The organism is Streptomyces sp. NPDC097640, assembly GCF_040302705.1.
GTDB lineage: Bacteria > Actinomycetota > Actinomycetes > Streptomycetales > Streptomycetaceae > Streptomyces.
Genome location: NZ_JBEOSB010000005.1, coordinates 321,065 through 340,054, shown reverse-complemented (window position 1 = coordinate 340,054; position 18,990 = coordinate 321,065). Strand labels below are relative to the sequence as shown.

The window sequence follows — 18,990 nt, the reverse complement described above, 5'->3', positions numbered from 1 at the left end:
TCGACAGGAGTGACCACCATGACCGAGAAAGTCGCCGACTACGTCCTCGCCCGGCTGCGCGAGTGGGGTGTCCGGCATGTCTTCGGCTGCCCCGGCGACGGCATCGGCGGGCTGCTCGCCGCGTGGGCCCGGGCCGGGGACGAGCCACGGTTCGTACGGTCCCGGCACGAGGAGATGTCCGCGTTCGAGGCCGTCGGATACGCCAAGTTCAGCGGGCGGCTCGGGGTCTGTGCGGCGGGCTCGGGCCCCGGCGCGATCCATCTGCTCAACGGCCTGTACGACGCGAAGCTCGACCACGCCCCCGTGGTGGCGCTGGTCGGCCAGACGCACCGCAGCGCGATGGGCGGCTCCTACGAGCAGGAGGTGGACCTGCACAGCCTGTTCAAGGACGTGGCGTCCGACTACCTGGAGACGGTGACGGTCCCCGAGCAACTTCCGAACGTGCTCGACCGGGCGATCCGCACCGCGTACGCCCGCCGCTCCCCCACCGCCGTGATCATCCCGGCGGACGTCCAGGAGCTGCACTACTCCCCGCCCGTCCAGGCGTTCACCATGGTGCCCTCCAGCCTGGACCGCAGCGGCTGGTCCGCGGTGCCCGCCGCGAGCGCGCTGGAGCGGGCCGCGGATGTGCTGAACGCGGGCGACAGGGTGGCGATCCTGGTCGGCCAGGGCGCCGCGGGCGCGCGCGCGGAGGTCGAGGCGATCGCCGAGCTGCTGGGCGCGGGGGTGGCCAAGGCGCTGCTGGGTCTCGATGTGCTCGGCGATGAACTGCCGTATGTCACCGGGGCCATCGGGGGGCTGGGCACCCGGCCCTCGTACGAGCTGATGCGGGACTGCGACACGCTGCTGACCATCGGCTCCAACTTCCCGTACACCGAGTTCCTGCCGGAGTTCGGCACCGTCCGGGCGGTGCAGATCGACCTCGATCCGCACATGATCGGCATGCGCTACCCGTACGAGGTCAATCTGGTCGGCGACGCCCGCGAGACCCTGCTGCGACTGATACCGCTGCTGCGGTCCAGGGAGGACCGCGACTGGCAGGAGCGGATCGTCGCGGAGGTACGTCGGTGGCGCGAGGTGATGCGGCACCGCGCCGAGCTGACCGCCGACCCGATCAACCCCGAGTACGTCGCCCACTGCCTCGACCCGCTGCTGCCCGGCGACGCCGTCCTCACCTGCGACTCGGGCTCCGTGGCCCACTGGTACGGCCGTCAGTTGCGGATGCGCGGCCAGATGCGCGGCTCGCTGTCGGGGACGCTGGCCGCCATGGGCTGCGGGGTGCCGTACGCGATCGGCGCCAAGTTCGCCCGGCCCGACCGGCCGGTGGTGGCGCTGGTCGGGGACGGCGCGATGCAGCGGAACGGCATGTCCGAGCTGATCACGGCGGCCGGGTACCGGCACGCGTGGGACGATCCGCGGCTGGTGATCGGGGTGTGGAACAGCCACGACCCGAACCAGGTGACCTGGGAGACGCCGGCGCCGGGCGGCGCCCCGCACCTCCCGCCCGCGCGGCAGCTCCCCGATGTGCAGTACGCGCGGTTCGCCGAGTCGCTGGGGCTGACCGGCATCCGGGTGGAGAAGCCCGAGTACGTCGAGCAGGGGTGGCGCGAAGCGCTCAACGCGGACGGCCCGGCGGTCGTCGAGTTCCTCACCGACCCGGACGTGGCGCCCGTCCCGCCGCACGCCGCCTGGGAGCAGCTCGAGGCCACCGGCGATGTGCTCGCCAAGGGCGACGGGCACCGGACGGGCCCGGCGCGCTACGGCCTGAGGGGGTGGGTGCATGAGCTCCTGCCGCACCGCGGCAGGAAGAGCGAGAAGAAGGGAGCGTCCCGATGACCGATCGCAAGGAACGGCAGCGCGAGGGATACCGCGCCGCCGACCCCGCCGAGGGCCCGCTGACCACGGACCAGGGGGTGGCGGTCGACCACACCGACGACTCGCTCACCGTCGGGGAGCGCGGCCCGACACTGCTGGAGGACTTCCACTTCCGCGAGAAGCTGATGCACTTCGACCATGAGCGGATCCCGGAGCGGGTGGTCCACGCGCGCGGCGCGGGCGCGTACGGCTACTTCGAACCGTACGAGTCCTGCGCGGAGTTCACCCGGGCCGCCTTCCTCCAGGACCCGTCCGTGCGCACCCCGGTGTTCGTGCGGTTCTCGACGGTGGCGGGGCCGCGCGGCTCGGCGGACACCGTGCGCGATGTGCGCGGCTTCGCCACGAAGTTCTACACCTCCGAGGGCAACTACGACCTGGTCGGCAACAACATGCCGGTGTTCTTCATCCAGGACGGCATCAAGTTCCCGGACTTCGTGCACGCGGTCAAACCCGAGCCGCAGAACGAGATCCCCACCGGCTCGTCCGCGCACGACACGCTGTGGGACTTCGTGTCCCTCCAGCCCGAGACCCTGCACATGATGATGTGGCTGATGTCCGACCGGGCCATTCCGCGCAGCTACCGCATGATGCAGGGGTTCGGCGTGCACACCTTCCGCTTCGTGGACGCGCGCGGCCAGGGAACCCTGGTGAAGTTCCACTGGAAGCCCAAGCTCGGGGTGCACTCGCTGGTGTGGGACGAGGCACAGGAGTGCCAGGGCCGGGACCCCGACTTCAACCGGCGCGACCTGTGGCAGTCGATCGAGGCGGGTGAGTTCCCCGAGTACGAGCTGGGGGCGCAGCTGATCCCCGAGGAGGACGAGTTCGGCTTCGACTTCGATCTGCTCGACGCCACGAAGATCGTGCCGGAGGAGCAGGTGCCGGTCCGCCCCCTCGGCCGGATGGTGCTCGACCGCAACCCGGAGAATTTCTTCGCCGAGACCGAGCAGGTGGCCTTCCACACGGCCAATGTGGTGCCCGGCATCGACTTCACCGACGATCCGCTGCTCCAGGCCCGCAACTTCTCGTATCTCGACACCCAGCTGATCCGGCTGGGCGGGCCCAACTTCGCGCAGCTCCCCGTGAACCAGCCGGTGGCCCCGGTCCGCACCAACCAGCGCGACGGCTACCACCAGTCGGCGATCCACACCGGCACCAGCTACTCCCCCAACTCGCTGGGCGGCGGCTGCCCGGCCATCGCCGGCGCGGACGGGTACGCGTTCTCCCACTACCCCGAGCGGGTCGACGGCGCCAAGCTCCGCAAGCGCGCCGAGAGCTTCAAGGACTTCTACAGCCAGGCCGCGATGTTCTGGAACAGCATGAGCGACTGGGAGCGGCAGCACATCGTCGACGCGTTCCGCTTCGAGCTCGGCAAGGTCGGCGCGGTGCAGGTGCGCGAGCGTACGGTCGAGCAGCTGACGCACATCGACCAGGGCCTGGCCACGGCGGTGGCCGAGGGCATCGGCGTGGCGACACCCGCCGTGGCGAACACCGAACACAAGCCGCTCGCCTCCCCCGCGCTGAGCCTCACCAACCTCCACGGCGACGGCTCCATCCGCACCCGCCGGATCGCGGTGCTGGTCACCGACGGCGTGGACACCGGCCAGCTCGCCCAGGCCCAGGAGGCGCTGAGCTCACAGGGCGCGGTCGTCGAGGCACTGGCGTCACACGACGGGAAGGTGCGCGGCGCCGACGGAAACGGCTACGCGGTGGACCGCGCGCTGCCCACGGTCGCCTCGGTCCTCTACGACGCGGTACTCCTGCCCGGCGGCCCCACCGGCACCCCGGAGCTGAGGTCGGACGAGACGGCGATGCGGTTCGTGCGCGACGCGTACCGGCACGGCAAGGCGATCGGGGCGCTGGGGTCGGGCGTGGGCATCGTGTCCGCGCTCGAGCCGGAAGGGCTGCACATCGCGTCCGGCCACGGGCATGTGTGCGCGGACCGGGGCGTGGTGACGGATGCGACGACGGGGACGGCGAGTGAGGAGTTCACGCGGGCCTTCACGGACGCGGTCGCCGCGCACCGCCACTGGTCCCGCCCCCACCTCCGCGTCTGACGCCGCCGCGGCGGCCCCCGCACCATGGACTCCGCCCCTGGACCCCGAGGGTTCCGGGGGCGGAGCCCGATACTTGCGGCTCCGCCGCGCGATGGCGCCTGCGGCGGGGCCGTACCCCCACCCCGCCCCCTCGCGCTTCGCGCGCGGTGGCGCCTGCGGCGGGCCCTCCCCCACCCCGCCCCTTCCCGAAACTGGGGCTCCGCCCCAGACCCCGGAGCCGGGGGCGGAGGGGGCTGCGCCCTCGGCTCCGCCCCCGGAGTTCGGAGGCCACCTGGGCCCTGGTGCCCGGGGCCCAGGTGCTCCGACCGGCGGGGCGCTGGGTCGCAGCTCCAGCCCCGCTCCGGGGGCTGGAGCGAAGCCCGTCCCCCCGGGGGGGCGAGGCTCCAGGGGGCTGGGGCACCGCCCCAGTTTCGGGAAGGGGCGGGGTGGGGGAAAGAGCCCGCCGCAGGCGTCCGGGGGCGGAGCTCCCCGCGTGGCGGGGCCCCACATTAAGCCGGCGCGCCGCAGGCGTTACGCCTCGCGGCCGAGGAGAGCCAGAAGCTTCGTCTGGGCATCCGCACCCGGCGGAGCCTCAACCGCCGCGGCGAACATCCCGCTCTTCTCCAGCTCCGCCGCATACGGCGCAACCTCCCGCACCGAGAAGTCCACCAGCGGCTTCGGAAGCCGCTCATCCGCCCCGATGGCCCGGGACAGATCCCACGCGTGGACCGTCGCGTCGGCCGTCATCTGCGTGCAGTAGTCCGTGGCGGGCGTCTCGCCGAACGAGAGGTCGACGCTGCGCTCCAGCGCGCCGGGCGCGGCAAACGCCGCGCGGGCCGCCGCGGCGGCCTCGTCCCAGGTGGCGACGGGGTCATCGCCCAGCAGATCGCCCTCGAACACGTCGCCCTGCTCGGCCGCCGTGCCCCCGTCCCGCACCAGCGGCGGCACCCACATCTGCTCGGCCGCGAGGTGGTTGACCAGGTCGCGCACGGTCCATTCGGTGCATGGTGTCGGGTCGTCCCACTGGTCCGGCCGGATGGCGTGCACCCGCTCGGTGAAGAGGTTCAGCGCCTCGGCGTGCCTGGCGAGCAGCGGATTGCCCGGATTGCTCTTATCGGTCATATGCGACAGGTACCCCAGCCCCGGATGACCTAACACAGGGACACAGCGGCACACGGACACGGCACCGGGCGCGGGCCCCTGAACTCCCACACCCGGTGCCGTTCCTCACTCCCAATGGCCGCTCGGCCGACACCCGGGTCCCCTCCCCCCGCGCCGTCAAACCATCGTGTCGATGGCCGCGCGGCGGGTACGCGGGGAGGACCAGAAGCGAAGGTGAGGACGATGCCATGCAACGAGGCAGCAACCGGCTGAGTGTCCACAAGGACGACGAGATGAAGCATGAGCTCCAGGAGCTGATGCGTTCGGGCCGCCCCACCCGGGCCGAGGAGTGGTACGACCCGGAGCCCGGCGCCGACGACGACCCCGCGGTCACCACCGGGCCGGTGGCACCGCTGGGCGCGGTCGGCGAGGCAGAGGCGCTGCGGTTCGAGCTGGCCCGACATCTGGGGCGCACCCCGTTCCCGGCCAGGCGCGGGGCGCTGCTGCACGCCCTGCACCAGGTGCACGCTCCGGACCGGCTGATCGAGCTGGCGGCGGAGCTGCCCGAGGACCGGGTGTTCCGCACGGTGCAGGAGGTCGTCGCCGGGCTGGGCCTGCACCCCACGACGTAGAGACACAAACACGCCCAACCACATATTGAGACGCCACTCTCGCGATGCGAGATGGCGGCGTACGGTGGCGACGAGCCCATCCGGTCGTCTCGAAGGGGAGCCGAGCCATGCCCGAGAACTCCGCCACCGCCGTCTACACGCACGGACACCACGAGTCCGTGCTGCGCTCGCACACCTGGCGCACCGCGGCCAACTCCGCCGCGTATCTGACCGGCCGCCTCAAGCCGCACATGCGGATCCTGGACATCGGCTGCGGCCCCGGCACCATCACCGCCGACCTGGCCGAGCTGGTCCCCCAGGGCGAGGTCATCGGCGTGGACGCGGACGCCGGGGTCCTGGAGCAGGCCCGGTCGACGGCCGCGGAGCGCGGCGTGTCCAATGTCCACTTCGCGGTCGGCGACGTCTACCAGCTGGACTACCCCGACGACTCGTTCTGCGTCGTCCACGCCCACCAGGTGCTCCAGCACCTGGGCGACCCGGTGGCCGCGCTGCGCGAGATGCGCCGGGTGTGCAAGCCGGGCGGCATGGTGGCGGTGCGCGACTCCGACTACTCCGCCATGACCTGGTACCCGGCCGTCCCCGGCCTGGACGACTGGGCCGGGCTGTACCAGCGGGTGGCGCGGGCCAACGGCGGCGAGCCGGACGCCGGCCGCAGGCTGCTGTCCTGGGCCCGCCGGGCGGGCTTCACCGACATCACCGCGACCGCCGGGACCTGGTGTTACGCCACGGCCGACGAGCGCGCGTGGTGGAGCGGCCTGTGGGCGGACCGCACGGTCGCCTCGTCGTACGCCGGGCGGGCGGTGGAGGGCGGCCACGCCACGGAGGACGAGCTGCGGCGGATCGCGGACGCGTGGCGGGAGTGGGGCGAGCAGCAGGACGGCTGGTTCACCGTGCTGCACGGCGAGCTCGTCTGCCGCGTATGACGCCCGCGCGGGCGGTCAACTAGGCTCGCCCGCATGGACATTCTCGGGACCTCGCTACGGGTGTGCGTCAATGATCTGGACGCGGCGATCGCCGTGTACGAACGGCTGACGGGCGCCGAGGCGCTCCGCTTCCAGCGCGGAGCCGTCTCGGTCGCGGCCGTCGGCTGCTTCTTCCTGATGAGCGGCCCCGAGGCGGAGCTGTCCATCCTCAGCAAGGTCACGGCGACGCTCGCGGTGAACGACGTGGACGAGGCGGTGGCCGATCTGAAGGCGGTGGGCGCGGAGATCATCGCCGGTCCGCTGCCCACCCCGATCGGCCGCAACCTGGTGGCCCGTCACCCCGACGGCTCGGTCTTCGAGTACGTCGACCGGAACCCGGGCTAGAGGTGTCCGGCGGGCCCGCCCCACCCCGCCCCTTCCCGTAACCAGGAGCTTCGCCCCTGGACCCCGGGGTCTGGGGCGGAGCCCCCAGTCTCGGGAAGGGGCGGGGTGGGGGCTGCGTCGATTTGCTGCTCCGCAGCGTGGCCGCCGCAGGCGTCAAGATCCGCCGGACAGGGCCCAGCCGCCTGACGGCGGCGGTTACGCGGGCCGCATCCGGAACTCGTACCGCTCCGGGAGCGGGTGCTCGGCGCGCGCCCGCTCCCGTACGTCGTCGGTCACCGGCGCGCCGTCGCCCGCGACCAGCCGCTCGGCGATCGCGTACCACGTGTCGCTCAGCGTCTCGTCGCCCTCGCGCAGATCCGCCACCTCGAAGCCCTCGTCGAAGACCGCGCGGGCGGCCCCGGTGTCGCCCCGGGCCAGCAGCACCTGCGCCATGAGCAGCCGGAACCGGCCCAGCTCGCGCAGGGACGGGCGCAGAGCCCCGAGCAGCGTATGCGCCTCCTCGGCGCGCCCCGCCGCGAGCAGCGCGACCACCGTCTCGCGCCCGAGCGCGACCTCGACCGCCGCCTCGACCCCGTCCGCGCCCAGGGCCAGATCCATCGCCCGCAGCAGCCGGTCCGCCGCGCGCGCCCGGTGACCGGCGTCGGTGTCCGCCACGGCCAGGCAGCGCAGCGCCCACGGCGTCTCCATACACCGCAGCGACCGCTCCCAGCTGCGGGTGGCCTGCGCCCGGTCGCCCGCGTGCCACTGGGCCACGCCCAGGTGGTACTCGGCGGCGGCCGTGGAGGGCGCCGCCTCCAGGAGGTCGCGCCAGGCCGGGGAGACCAGGGAACAGCCGGGGTCGGCCGGGGACTTGCCCGCCTCCCAGGCCGGGAACGCGCCCGTGCGCAGCAGCCCGCGCCAGGGCTCCTGGGGCTCGCCCAGCGTGTCCGGGTCGAAGGGGGTGCCGGGCAGCCGGTAGCCGCCGCGCTCCGCCTCCAGCGCGCCCCAGCCGGAGCCGGTGGCCAGCCGCTCCCCGGGCTCGGCGTCGGCGTACGGGCGCCACGCGGCGTAGGCCGCCGCCACGGCGGCGCGCGGCGCGGCCGACTCCAGCCGGGTCTCGACCTCCCGCCGGGCCGCCGCCCAGTCCTCGCCGTGCACCGCCGCCGGGTCGGCGGACAGCGGTCCGTACGCCTCCAGCCAGGCGAACTCCTCGCCCGCCTCCAGCGGCACATGCTCCAGTTGGGTGCGGGCGAGCCCGGCCTGGATCTCGGCGTAGCCCGCGGTGCCGGGCTCGGTCAGCCACCGCTGCCAGCGCCGCCCGCCGGGCCCCGCGCCCCACAGGAAGAGCTTGCGGCCGCGCAGCCCGTCGGTGGAGGTCTGGACGAGGCCGTGGCCCGTCCCGTCGAGCGAGGCGATCCAGGGGCGCGCGTCCCTGGGCAGGTCGTAGAAGTAGTCGGCGGGGTAGGCGCCGTGCAGCGGGTACGTACGGTCGGTGCCGTCCCACTCGGGGACCGGGACGTGGCGCAGGGTGCGGCTGTAGCCGAAGTGCCAGGCGGCGTCGGCGGGCGCGAGCACGCGGGTGTCCTCGCCCTCCGGGACGGCGATGTTGGACCACCAGTAGACGGGCGCGGTCCGGTGGTGCGGGTTGCGGATCCGCACCCCCACGTAGAGGAAGTCGGAGTCGTCCGGCAGCCACAGGTCGACCTGGAAGGGCAGGTCGCGCAGCCGCTCCCACTCCCACAGCCGCACCATCTCGCCCCCGTCGGGCGCCGGGACGCGGGCGGCGTGCAGCGGGGCGCAGGCCAGGGTGGTGTGGCCGGTGGCGCCGACGTTCCACTCGATGCCGCCGGAGAACCACGCGCCGTTGAGCGCGAAGTCGGCGGGCTGCATCACGGGGTTGCGGTAGAGGAGTTCGCGTCCGGTCGGCTTGTGGTGGAGGGAGTACACCCGGCCGCCGAGGCCGGGCAGCACGGTGGCGCGCAGGCGGTCGTTCTCGATGACGAGGGCGTCCAGCCCGGCGGGCGCCCGCCCGCGCCCGTACCCGTCGCGCAGCCGCACCGGCAGCACGGAACTCAGCGGCTCGTACGCGGTCTGGCGGGCCATCTCCGCGGGCAGCGTGGCCCGCGTGTGCTCGTCGATGCGGTGCACCTCGCGCGGGAGCCGCAGCGCGGGCAGGGGGTTCTCGGGCCCGAGCGGGGCGGTGGGAAGGGTCAGGGTGGTACGTCGCACGGTCGTGGCCACGGGCTGCCTCACTCCGACTGCCTAGGGTCGCCCCGGCTGCGGCGACCGTCCGATGACCATGGAACAACGGCGCGGCCCCGCTGACCAGAGCGTCAGCCCAACGGGGCGTCAGCCACCCATGACATCAGCCCTAGGCCTCAAACATGTCGCTGGTGATGGCGTAGCGCTCGTGGTCGCGCCACGCGCCCTCGATATAGAGGTAGTCGGGCGAGAAGCCCTCCAGCCGGAAGCCGTACCGCTTCACCAGCGCCAGCGACGCCTGGTTGCCGGGCTGGATGTTGACCTCGATGCGGTGCAGCGCGAGCGGCCCGAAGGCGTAGGCCAGCACGAGCCCGAGCCCTTCGGAGACATAGCCGTGCCCGGCCTGGGGCGCGAACGCCCCGTAGCCGATGGTGCCGCCCTGGTAGGCGCCGCGGATGATGCTGTTGACGTTGATGAAACCGGCGATCGCGCCGGTCTCGGGCAGGCAGACCAGGAATCCCTCGTGGTCGTCCCGCTCCAGCTTCGTCATGAAGATGTCGAAGGCCTCGTCGGTGGAGGGCGCGGTCAGCCACGGGTGGTGGAGGGCGGCGCTGGTGCGGGAGAGCCGGGTGAACTCCGCGCGGTCGTTCCGCTCGATGTGGCGGATGGCCACGCGGGGTCCCATGGCTGCGTATGGCGTGTCGGGCATCCGCACATCGTAAGCCGGTCGTACCGCCGCCCGTCCGGCGAACCCGTCCGGCGGCCCCGCCCGGCGAACTCTGGGCCGTGTCCGGCGGATCTTGACGCTGCCGATATGCGGCTCCGCCGCGCGGGGGGCGCTGCCCCAAACCCCGGGGTCCAGGGGCGAAGCCCCTGGTTCGGGAAGGGGCGGGGTGGGGAAAAGCACCGATGTGCGGCTCCGCCGTGCGGCCGCCGGACACCCCTTAGGGAGCCTTCTCCAGCAGCGCGTACGCCGCCGCGTACCCAGGGCCTCCGGCGGAGTCGCCGGAGTCGGCCGCGGCCGCCGCGAGCTGGTCGGCGGGCAGGTCGGTCAGCGTCCAGGGGCCGACCGGCACCGGCCGCTCGCCCGTGCCGACGTAACTGATCGCCGGGTCCTGGGACAGCCCCGTGCCGATGCCCTTGAGATACGCCTCCTTGCGCGTCCAGCACCGCGCGAACGCGGCGGGGCGGTCGGCCGCGGAGAGCGCAGCCAGCTCGGCGCGCTCGGTCGGGTGCAGGCTCTGCGCGACCTGGTCCACGACCGACACCGGCTGTGTCTTCTCCACGTCGGCGCCGATCGGCGAGCCCGCGAAGGCGAACAGCACCAGGTCACCGGCGTGCGACATGTTGAAGTGCAGCGGCGTGCCGACGACCGCGGGGCGGCCGTGGGGCCCGCCGCAGCCGGGGCAGTCCTCCCGGGTGAACGGCACGGCCGCGGGCTCGATGTCCAGATAGGCGCCCAGCAGCTCCCGCAACCCCAGGTGCGCCGCGGTGTACCGGTGCTGGTCCTCGGTCCGCACGAACTTCGCGGCGCGCTCCCGCTCCTCGGCGTCGAGGATCTTGCCGGGCGCGCCCTGGTCCATGGCGGCCATGTACCGGGAGACGCTGAGCAGCCAGGTCTCGGGCGCGCCGGGCGGCCACGCGCCGGCCACGGCGGCGGGCAGCGGATCACGGCCGACGACGTGCGATGCCCTCGGGGGTGTCAACTCGCTCCTCCAGGTGGGTCGGTGAGGCGGGCTCGGATCACGACTACGCGGATCACGCTACGCCGTTCGGTCAGCCAGCTCCAGGGCCGGAACCCCCGGCGGGGTGAGCCCGAAGACCCGTGCGTACAGGCCGAGTTCGGCCTCAACGGCGCGGATCATGGTGTCCGCACGGCGGAAGCCGTGGCCCTCGCCCTCGAAGGCGAGATACGCGTGCGGGACGCCGCGCCCGGCGACCGCCGCCAGGAAGCGCTCGCACTGCGCGGGCGGGCACACCGGGTCGGCCAGGCCCTGGAGCAGCAGGAAGGGGACGCTGACCCGGTCGGCGCGGCCGGTCAGCGAGCGGTCGCGGTAGCGGTCGGGGACCTCGGCGAGCGGCCCGATCAGGGACTCCAGGTAGCGGGACTCGAAGTCGTGCGTCCCCTCGCCGGCCCAGTCCATGGGGTCGAGGACGGGGTATTTGACCGTCCCGCACGCGTACAGCCCGGCGGTGGTCTTGGAGGTCAGCGAGGCGGCCGCGGTCCAGCCGCCCGCGCTGCCGCCCCGGATGGCGAGCCGGGCCCGGTCGGCGCTGCCCTCCTCCGCCAGCGCCTCGGCGACGGCCGCGCAGTCCTCGACGTCCACCACGCCCCACTGCTCGCACAGCCGGTCCCGGTAGGCGCGGCCGTAGCCCGTCGATCCGCCGTAGTTGACCTCGGCGACGCCTATCCCGCGCGAGGTGAAGTACGCGATCTCCAGGTCGAGCACGAGCGGGGCGCGGTCGGTCGGCCCGCCGTGGGCCCAGACCACATACGGCGGCGCCTCGCCCTCGGGCGCGGTGTGGCCGGGGTTGTGCGGCGGGTAGATGTGGGCGTGGATGTCCCGGCCGTCCGGCCCGGTGAAGGTGCGGGCCTCCGGGCGCGGGTAGTACGCCGGGTCGACGGGGTCGGTGTGCGCGGCCCCGATGACCCGGGCGTAGCCGGTGCGGGTGTCCAGCTCGACCACCTCGTACGAACTGTGCGGGCTCGCGGCGACGCCGACGACCCGGCTGCCGTCCACGGCGAGCGTCGCGTCCCACTCGGTCCACGGTCCCGGCGCGTCGGCCAGCTCGCGGGTGCGCGGGTCGAGGATGCCGAGCCGGGCGGCGCCCCGGCCGTGCACGACGGCGATCAGCCCGCCGGGCAGCGGTGCGAACCAGCGCAGGCCGAGCTTCCACAGCGGTCCGCCGAACTCCTCCTGGCCGGGGCAGAGCCCGGTGCTCGCGATGACGCCATTGCCTGTCGTGTCGGGGTCGATGCGCTGCAACTTCCACCAGCCGCTGAGGTCGGAGACGAACAGCAGGGTGCCGTCGGTGTCCCACTCGACCTGCACCACCGACTCGTCGGTCTCCCCCACCACCGGGCGCGTGCCCTGGAAGCGGCCGTCCTCCGTCACGTCCGCCACCATCACGACCGTGCCGTCCCACGGCATCTGCGGGTGGTTCCAGGCGATCCAGGCCACCCGCCGCCCGTCCGGGGAGAGCTGGGGCCCGGTGACGAAGCGGTGGCGGTCGTCGGACAGCTCGCGCACCGCCGTACGGTCCTCGGCGGCCGAGCCGTCCAGCGGCACCGCCGCGATCACGCGGCGTACGTCGGTCGGCCCCGCGCCGGTGAACTCCTCCAGCACGCCCCACACTTCGCCCACTTCGCCGCGGCCGGCGTGCAGTCGCAGATCCGCCCAGCGCAGCCCGCCGCCGAGGTCCGACACCGGGGTCAGCGGGCGCGGCGGGGCGCCGGTCGGGTCGTCCGGCTCGTACGCGTACAGCCGCTGGTCGGCGTGGTGCGCGAAGACGACGAGCGGGCCGCCCGCCGGGCGGGGCACGGCGGCCCACGGCAGGCCGCCGTACTCGATGACCCTGCTGCGTACGTTCCACGGCGCGGGCAGCGCGCTGACCTCGGCGGCGCCGGGCCGGCGCCGCATCAGCGTGCGACGGCCGCCCTCGGCAGGGCGCGGCGCGGTCCACCACACCTCGTCGCCGACCGTGCCCACGTACTCCGGGTGGCCGTCGTGCGAGGCGGCGAGCGCGGCGTCGATCGGGGACCGCCAGGCGCCGTACGGGGTGGTCGTGGTCACCGTGCTGTCGCTCATCCTCAAGCCCTCCGCAGGAAGTGGTCGAGCACCCGGACGCCGAAGTGCAGGGCGTCCACCGGCACCCGCTCGTCCACGCCGTGGAAGAGCGCCTGGTAGTCGAAGCCCTCGGGCAGCCGCAGCGGCGAGAAGCCGTATCCGACGATGCCGAGCCGGGAGAACTGCTTGGCGTCCGTGCCGCCGGACATGCAGTACGGCACCGCGTGTCCGTCCGGATCGAAGTGTTCGAGCGCCGCCCGCATGGCCGCGAAGGCCGGGCCGTCGACCGGGGCCTGGAGGGCCGGCGAGCGGTGGTGGAACTCCCAGTCGACGTCCGGCCCGGTGAGCCGGTCGAGGGTCGCGCGGAACTCCTCCTCGCCGCCCGGCAGGATCCGGCCGTCCACGTACGCCGTGGCGCTGCCGGGGATGACGTTGACCTTGTAACCGGCCTCCAGGACGGTCGGGTTGGCGGTGTTGCGAACGGTCGGCTCGAGCAGGGCCGCGGCGGGCCCCAGCTCGGCGAGCAGCGCGTCGACGTCGAAGTCGGGCGCGTCCACGTCGGCCTTGAGCCCGCGCAGCGGCGCGATCTCGGTCAGTGCGGCCTTCACGGTCGGCGTCAGCCGCACCGGCCAGCGGTGTTCGCCGATCCGCGCCACGGCGGCGGCCAGCCGGCTGACCGCGTTGTCGCGGTTGACCCTCGACCCGTGCCCCGCCCGGCCCCGGGCTGTGAGCTTGAGCCAGGCCGTGCCACGCTCCCCCGCCGCGATGGGGTACAGCCGCGTCCCGTTCCCCGCGTGGAAGGTGAAGGCGCCGGATTCGCTGATGCCCTCCGTGCAGCCCTCGAAGAACTCGGGGTGCTCGTCGGCGAGGAAGCCGGAGCCCGGCTCCGCGCTGTCCTCCTCGTCGGCGGTGAAGGCCAGCACGATGTCTCGGCGCGGCCGCACGCCCGCGCGGGCCCAGGCGCGGACGGCCGCGAGCACCATGGCGTCCATGTTCTTCATGTCGATGGCGCCCCGGCCCCACACCACGCCGTCGCGCACCTCCCCCGAGAACGGGTGCACGCTCCAGTCGGCGGGCTCGGCGGGCACCACGTCCAGATGGCCGTGGACCAGCAGCGCGGGGGCGGACGGGTCGGTGCCCTCGATCCGCGCGACGACGTTCGTCCGCCCCGGGTCGCGCTCCAGCAGCGTGGCGTCGATGTCCACCTCGCCCAGCCGCTCCGCGACGTACTCGGCGGCGGGGCGCTCGGTGCAGTCGCCGCCGCCGCGGTTGGTGGTGTCGATGCGGATCAGCTCGGAGGTGAACCGCACCACCTCCTCCAGCGCCAGCGCGTCGATCGCCTCGGCGGGCTCAGGCTCAGCCATACTGCTCCTCCACCGCGGCCGAGACGAGGGTGGTGACCGCCTTGAAGCAGCGGATGCCCTCGTACATGTCCGGCGAGGTGTACGCCACCCGCCGCACCCCGCTGTGCTCCACCCCCGGCACGGCGGTGGCCGCACCCACCAGGTGCTCCGCGTCGAACTCCAGCTCCACGGTGAACGGCCCGGCCTGGACGGGCTCATGCCGCACCGCCAGCGCCGCCGCTTCCCGGGCCGCCGCCCGGATGTCCGCCGCCGTACGGGCCGGGGTGCGGCACACCGCCGCGTACCGCGACACGTAGTCCTTCACCGCGACCGACCGCGCCTCGGGCGCGTACCCCTTGGCGTCCTCGCAGGTCCGGTCGTCCCCGGTGACCAGCACCACGGGCACCCCGTACTCGGCGACGACCAGTGAGTTCAGCCGCCCCTCGCTCGCGGGCACCCCGTCCACCCACACGCCGGTGATGGAGTTGGCGAGATAGGTGTGCGCGAGGACGCCCTCGGTCCCGGCGCCGGTGTGATAGCCGACGAACGCGATCCCGTCCACGTCCCCGTGCTGCACGCCCTCCACCATGCTCAGGCTCTTGTGCTTGCCCGTGAGCATGGCGGCCCGCTCGTCCAGCTCCTCCAGCAGCAGATTGCGCATCGACCAGTGCGCCTCGTTGATCAGCACCTCGTCCGCGCCCCCGTCGAAGAACCCGGTGACCGCCGCGCTCACGTCGGAGGTGAACAGATGGCGGCACCGCTCCCACTGTGGCGTGCCGGGCAGCACATCCGCGGGCCAGGTCACGCCCGTGGCACCTTCCATATCGGCACTGATGAGGATCTTCACGACTGTCCCCGCTCCTCCCAGGTCACTGTGGACACCTTCTCACCTGCCCCCCAACATGCCCGGAGCACGCCGCCAACTATGCTTCCTGTGTCTTCTTGTCATGACCACCCAGACCGGAGTTTCCCCCATGCCCCTCATCCGGTTGTCCGCAATAACGTCGACAACAACGTCGCTCCTCACGGCCGCAGCCGCCGGCGCGCTGCTCGTCGGCTGCTCGGCGTCGGTCAGCGTCGATAAGGCCACGCCGAAACTGTCCGCGGACAAGCTCGCCACCACGGTCGCCGAAAAGCTCGCCGCCACGACCGGCCAGGCCAAGCCGGACATCACCTGCCCCGACGCCCTTGAGGGCAAGGTCGACACAACCACCCGGTGCAAGCTCACCGCGGCCGACGGCAGCACCCTGGGCGTCACGGTCACGGTGACCGGCGTCGACGGCAACAAAATCAACTTCGACGTCAAGGCCGACAACACGCCCACTCCGGCCCCGAGCTGACCGCCGCGCCAGGGCCTGGAACTCCTGAGGTCTCCTTACCCCAGACCTAAGGCACCCCCGGGGCGGCAAGATGCGCAAGCCTCCCCATGTGGCGCCCCCACCTTGGACACGACGCTGGAAGCACAGCAAGAGACCAGCTCGTCCAAGGAGACCGTCATGTTGCACCACGAGTTCCAGGCCGCCCGCCAGGCCGCCATCCTGGCCCGCGCCGAGCAGCGCCGTCTGGTCCGCGAAGCCGAGCGGAGCGCGAAGGCGGCGGTCCGTACCACCGCCGACAGCCGCAAGCGCCACTTCCTACGCTCACGACACGCGTGAAACGCCCGCCGCCGGCCCTCGCCGACGACGAGACCCCTGTCCCTCACCTCATACGCCATGCGATGCTCGGCACCGTGCACAGCAGTCACATAAGCCCTGTTTTCGTAGGCCGCAGCGCCGAACTCGCCGCTCTCGACGAGGCCCTGTCCCGGGCGGACGCCGGGGAGCCCAGCGCCCTCTTCGTGGGCGGCGAGGCCGGCGTCGGCAAGACCCGGCTGATGCAGGAGTTCCTCGGCCGGGCCGTCGCGGACGGGGCCGTCGTCGCCCTGGGCGGCTGTGTGGAAACCGGCGCCGACGCCCTGCCCTACCACCCCGTCTCGACCGCCCTGCGCTCCCTGCGCCGCCGGCTCGGCGCGGAGCTCGACGCCGCCATCGCCGGCCAGGAAGGCGAGCTGGCCCGGCTGCTGCCCGAGCTGGGCGAGATGGACCGGGGACGCCCCGAAGCCGAGGGCCGTGCCCGGCTCTTCGAGCTGACCGTCCGCCTCCTCGAGCGCCTCGCCGCGGACCGGACCCTCGTGCTGGCCCTGGAGGACCTGCACTGGGCCGACCGCTCCACCCGCGAGCTGCTCAGCTATCTGCTGCGCGCCCTCACCCGCAGCCGCCTGCTCATCGTCGCCACCTACCGCGCCGACGACCTGCACCGCCGCCACCCGCTGCGCCCCGCCCTCGCCGAGTACGAGCGGCTGCGCACCGTCACCCGCCTCGAACTTCCCCGCTTCGAGCGCGCCGAGGTCCGCCGCCAGCTCGCCGCCATCCGCGGCGAGGCCCCGCCCGAGCAGGTGCTCGACCGGGTCTTCGAACGCTCCGAGGGCAACGCGTTCTTCGTCGAGGAGCTGGCCTGTAGCATCCTCGAAGGCTCACCGGGCGGCATCAGCGACTCCCTTCGCGACCTCCTGCTGGTCCGGGTCGAGGCGCTGCCTGACGAGGTGCAGCGCGTGGTGCGGATCGCCGCCGAGGGCGGCTCCGAGGTGGAATTCCGGCTGCTGGCCACCGTCACGCGCCTCGCCGAGGACGAGCTGATCGAGACCCTGCGTACCGCCGTGGGCGCCGCCGTCCTCCAGCCCTCCGAGGAGGGCGAGTCCTTCCGCTTCCGGCACGCCCTGATGCGCGAGGCCGTGGCCGGCGACCTGCTGCCCAGCGAGCGCTCCCGGCTCAGCCGCCGCTACGCCGAGGCGCTGGAGGCCGACCCCACGCTCGTACGGCCCGAGGAGCGGGCCGGGCGGCTGGCCGGCTACTGGTTCGACGCCCGCGACCCCGCCAGGGCGCTGCCCGCCGTGATCGCCGCGGCGGCCGCTGCCCGCGGCCGGCACGCGTTCGCCGAGCAGCACCATCTGCTGGAGCGGGCGCTGGAACTGTGGGACGACACCCCCGAGGAGCTGCGCCGTCAGGCGATGCGGCAAGGCGTCGAGGACGGCCTGTACATGGCCATCTCCCCAGACGCACCCGGGGACTTCCTGGACCTGCTCGCCGCGATCACCGTCGCCGCGCGCCTCGCGGGAGAGCAGGAGCGAGCGCTCGCCCTCTGCAAGCGGGCGCTGCGCAAGCTGGAGGGTGAGCCTCTGCGAGCGGCCTGGTTCTGGCTCGAGCGCTACCAGTTGGTGCGCGACCTCGCCCGTTCCGACGGCTGGGACGAGATCACCCACGCCCGGAAACTCATGCAGGACCAGCCGCCGTCCTTCGTCCACGCCAAAGCGCTGACGCTGGCGGCGCACTGGTACGCCGTGCACCAGCCGACGACAACGGTGATCGAGACCGCGCAGCAGGCGGTGGAGCTCTGCCGGGCGACGGGCGCGGAGATCACCGGCCTTACCGCGCAGCTCACCCTGGCCTGGCTCACCATCCACTCGGGCGACGTCGAGACCGGGCTCGAGCAGGCCCGCGCCGTGTGCGCCCGCGATCTGGAGCCGGGCAACGCCATCGTCCTGCTGCGCGGCCACGGCAACCTGTCCACGGCCCTGCACGGCATCGGCCGCTACGCCGAGGCGGTCGAGACCGCCGAGCGTGGCAGCGGGCTCGCCGATCGGCACGGGCTGCCGGACACCGCCTCGTACATCGACGCCAACCTCGCCGAATCCCTCATCCAGCTCGGCCGCTGGGCCGACGCCGGCGAAGCGCTCGAGCGGGGCCTCGGCCGCCGCGGGGTGAGCGTCCGCATCCGGGCGCTGATCGCTGAGCGGAGGGCCGAACTCGCCCTGGTCCGGGGCGCGTACGACGAGACCCGGCGTCGACTGGAGGAGTCCGAGAGCAGCACCACCGGCCCCTACCCGGAGCCGCAGCACACCCTGGCCGTGAGCCGCGTGGCGATCGCGCTGGCGGCCGCCGACGGCCGGATCCTCGATGTCCGCTCCCTGCTGGATACGGCGGTCGGCGAGGCCATCCCGCCCGGCCATCAACGCTACGGCTGGCCGCTGTTGTACGAGGCCGCGGCGGCGGAGGCGCGGGCCCGTGCACTCGCGGTGGCCGAGCCGGGGCGTGCGGCGGCGGTGGAGCGGATCCGCAAGGCGATGCGGGGCCAGCCCGAATTCGCACCGCTGTGGGTCGCGCAGGCCCTGATGATCCAGGCCGAACTGCTCACTGCCGAGGGCCGGGACGCCACCGCCCACTGGACGCGGGCCGTGGCCGCCGCCGAGCAGTTGGAGTCCCCGCCACTGCTCGCCACCGCCCGGTTGCGGCTCGCGCACGCCCTGATCTCCCAGGGCGGCGACGGGTCCCGCCAAACGGCCGGTGAGCTGCTGCGGCAGGCCGAGGCGGTGGCGCGCGAGCTGGGCGCGGCGCCACTCGAGGCGGAGATCGCCACGCTGGCCGGCCGCGCCCGGATCCCGCTGCGGCAGGCCGACGGGGAGACGGCCCCGCCCCCGACACCGGCGGCGGCGCTGGGCCTGACCGCCCGGGAGCGGGACGTGCTGCGCCTGGTCGCCGCCGGGCGGAGCAACCGGCAGATCGCGGAGGAGCTGTTCATCTCGCGGAAGACAGCGAGCGTGCATGTCTCCAACATCCTGGCGAAGCTGGGCGCTTCAGGCCGAGGGGAGGCCGCGGCCATCGCGCACCGGCTGGGAGCCTTCGAGTAGCCACGCC

15 protein-coding genes are annotated in these 18,990 nt (G+C 73.5%); 8 read left to right on the top strand and 7 right to left on the bottom strand.

Translation table 11 applies throughout. The annotated features are described in order from the left end of the window. The first annotated feature begins 18 nt into the window (after positions 1–18). Together ABTY62_RS10010 and ABTY62_RS10005 are read left to right on the top strand one after the other, a co-directional pair. On the top strand, positions 19–1,836 hold the full coding sequence (locus ABTY62_RS10010) for a thiamine pyrophosphate-requiring protein (protein ID WP_352128928.1): 1,818 nt from the start codon (positions 19–21) through the stop codon (positions 1,834–1,836). After that, positions 1,833–3,929, top strand: a complete 2,097-nt coding sequence (locus ABTY62_RS10005) for a catalase (protein WP_352128927.1) — start codon at positions 1,833–1,835, stop codon at positions 3,927–3,929. The genes ABTY62_RS10010 and ABTY62_RS10005 overlap by 4 nt, the downstream gene beginning before the upstream one ends. 510 nt (positions 3,930–4,439) lie before the next feature. On the opposite strand, the gene ABTY62_RS10000 is transcribed toward ABTY62_RS10005, so the two are convergent. Beyond that, the gene (locus ABTY62_RS10000; RefSeq protein ID WP_352128925.1) at positions 4,440–5,030 is read right to left on the bottom strand and encodes a TIGR03086 family metal-binding protein; all 591 of its coding nucleotides are present in this window, start codon (positions 5,028–5,030) and stop codon (positions 4,440–4,442) included. Positions 5,031–5,257: 227 nt separating this feature from the next. Between ABTY62_RS10000 and ABTY62_RS09995 the strand changes: the two genes are divergently transcribed. The 3 genes from ABTY62_RS09995 (at position 5,258) to ABTY62_RS09985 (ending at position 6,948) form a co-directional block, all read left to right on the top strand. After that, positions 5,258–5,641: a DUF2795 domain-containing protein gene (locus tag ABTY62_RS09995; RefSeq protein WP_352128924.1), complete on the top strand. Its 384-nt coding sequence runs from the start codon at positions 5,258–5,260 to the stop codon at positions 5,639–5,641. A gap of 107 nt (positions 5,642–5,748) precedes the next feature. After that, positions 5,749–6,564 (top strand): class I SAM-dependent methyltransferase, encoded by an 816-nt coding sequence (locus ABTY62_RS09990; protein ID WP_352128923.1) that lies wholly within the window; start codon positions 5,749–5,751, stop codon positions 6,562–6,564. Positions 6,565–6,597: 33 nt separating this feature from the next. Then, on the top strand, positions 6,598–6,948 hold the full coding sequence (locus ABTY62_RS09985) for a VOC family protein (RefSeq protein ID WP_352128922.1): 351 nt from the start codon (positions 6,598–6,600) through the stop codon (positions 6,946–6,948). A gap of 195 nt (positions 6,949–7,143) precedes the next feature. Here the strand turns inward: ABTY62_RS09985 and ABTY62_RS09980 are convergent, their stop codons facing one another. The 6 genes from ABTY62_RS09980 to ABTY62_RS09955 all read right to left on the bottom strand — a co-directional run bounded on the left by ABTY62_RS09980 (position 7,144) and on the right by ABTY62_RS09955 (position 15,107). Next, entirely contained in the window at positions 7,144–9,168 is a 2,025-nt protein-coding gene (locus tag ABTY62_RS09980) for a DUF5107 domain-containing protein (RefSeq protein WP_352128920.1), read from the bottom strand. A gap of 130 nt (positions 9,169–9,298) precedes the next feature. After that, the gene (locus tag ABTY62_RS09975; protein WP_352128919.1) at positions 9,299–9,838 is read right to left on the bottom strand and encodes a GNAT family N-acetyltransferase; all 540 of its coding nucleotides are present in this window, start codon (positions 9,836–9,838) and stop codon (positions 9,299–9,301) included. A gap of 235 nt (positions 9,839–10,073) precedes the next feature. Continuing rightward, positions 10,074–10,835 (bottom strand): 4'-phosphopantetheinyl transferase family protein, encoded by a 762-nt coding sequence (locus tag ABTY62_RS09970; RefSeq protein ID WP_352128918.1) that lies wholly within the window; start codon positions 10,833–10,835, stop codon positions 10,074–10,076. Positions 10,836–10,892: 57 nt separating this feature from the next. Further along, a complete protein-coding gene (locus ABTY62_RS09965) occupies positions 10,893–12,938 on the bottom strand; it encodes a prolyl oligopeptidase family serine peptidase (protein ID WP_352128917.1) in 2,046 nt (681 codons plus the stop codon). Between the two features lie 2 nt (positions 12,939–12,940). Continuing rightward, a complete protein-coding gene (locus ABTY62_RS09960) occupies positions 12,941–14,281 on the bottom strand; it encodes a M20/M25/M40 family metallo-hydrolase (protein WP_352128916.1) in 1,341 nt (446 codons plus the stop codon). Then, complete coding sequence (locus tag ABTY62_RS09955) at positions 14,274–15,107, bottom strand: M55 family metallopeptidase (RefSeq protein ID WP_352128915.1); 834 nt, start codon at positions 15,105–15,107, stop codon at positions 14,274–14,276. Before ABTY62_RS09955 ends, ABTY62_RS09960 begins: the two co-directional genes overlap by 8 nt. Positions 15,108–15,234: 127 nt before the next feature. On the opposite strand from ABTY62_RS09955, the gene ABTY62_RS09950 reads away from it, so the two are divergent. The 3 genes from ABTY62_RS09950 (at position 15,235) to ABTY62_RS09940 (ending at position 18,983) form a co-directional block, all read left to right on the top strand. Next, entirely contained in the window at positions 15,235–15,600 is a 366-nt protein-coding gene (locus ABTY62_RS09950; protein WP_352129034.1) for a DUF4333 domain-containing protein, read from the top strand. Positions 15,601–15,756: 156 nt separating this feature from the next. After that, a complete protein-coding gene (locus tag ABTY62_RS09945; RefSeq protein ID WP_352128914.1) occupies positions 15,757–15,915 on the top strand; it encodes a hypothetical protein in 159 nt (52 codons plus the stop codon). Next, on the top strand, positions 15,912–18,983 hold the full coding sequence (locus tag ABTY62_RS09940; RefSeq protein ID WP_352128913.1) for a helix-turn-helix transcriptional regulator: 3,072 nt from the start codon (positions 15,912–15,914) through the stop codon (positions 18,981–18,983). Before ABTY62_RS09945 ends, ABTY62_RS09940 begins: the two co-directional genes overlap by 4 nt. Positions 18,984–18,990: the final 7 nt, after the last annotated feature.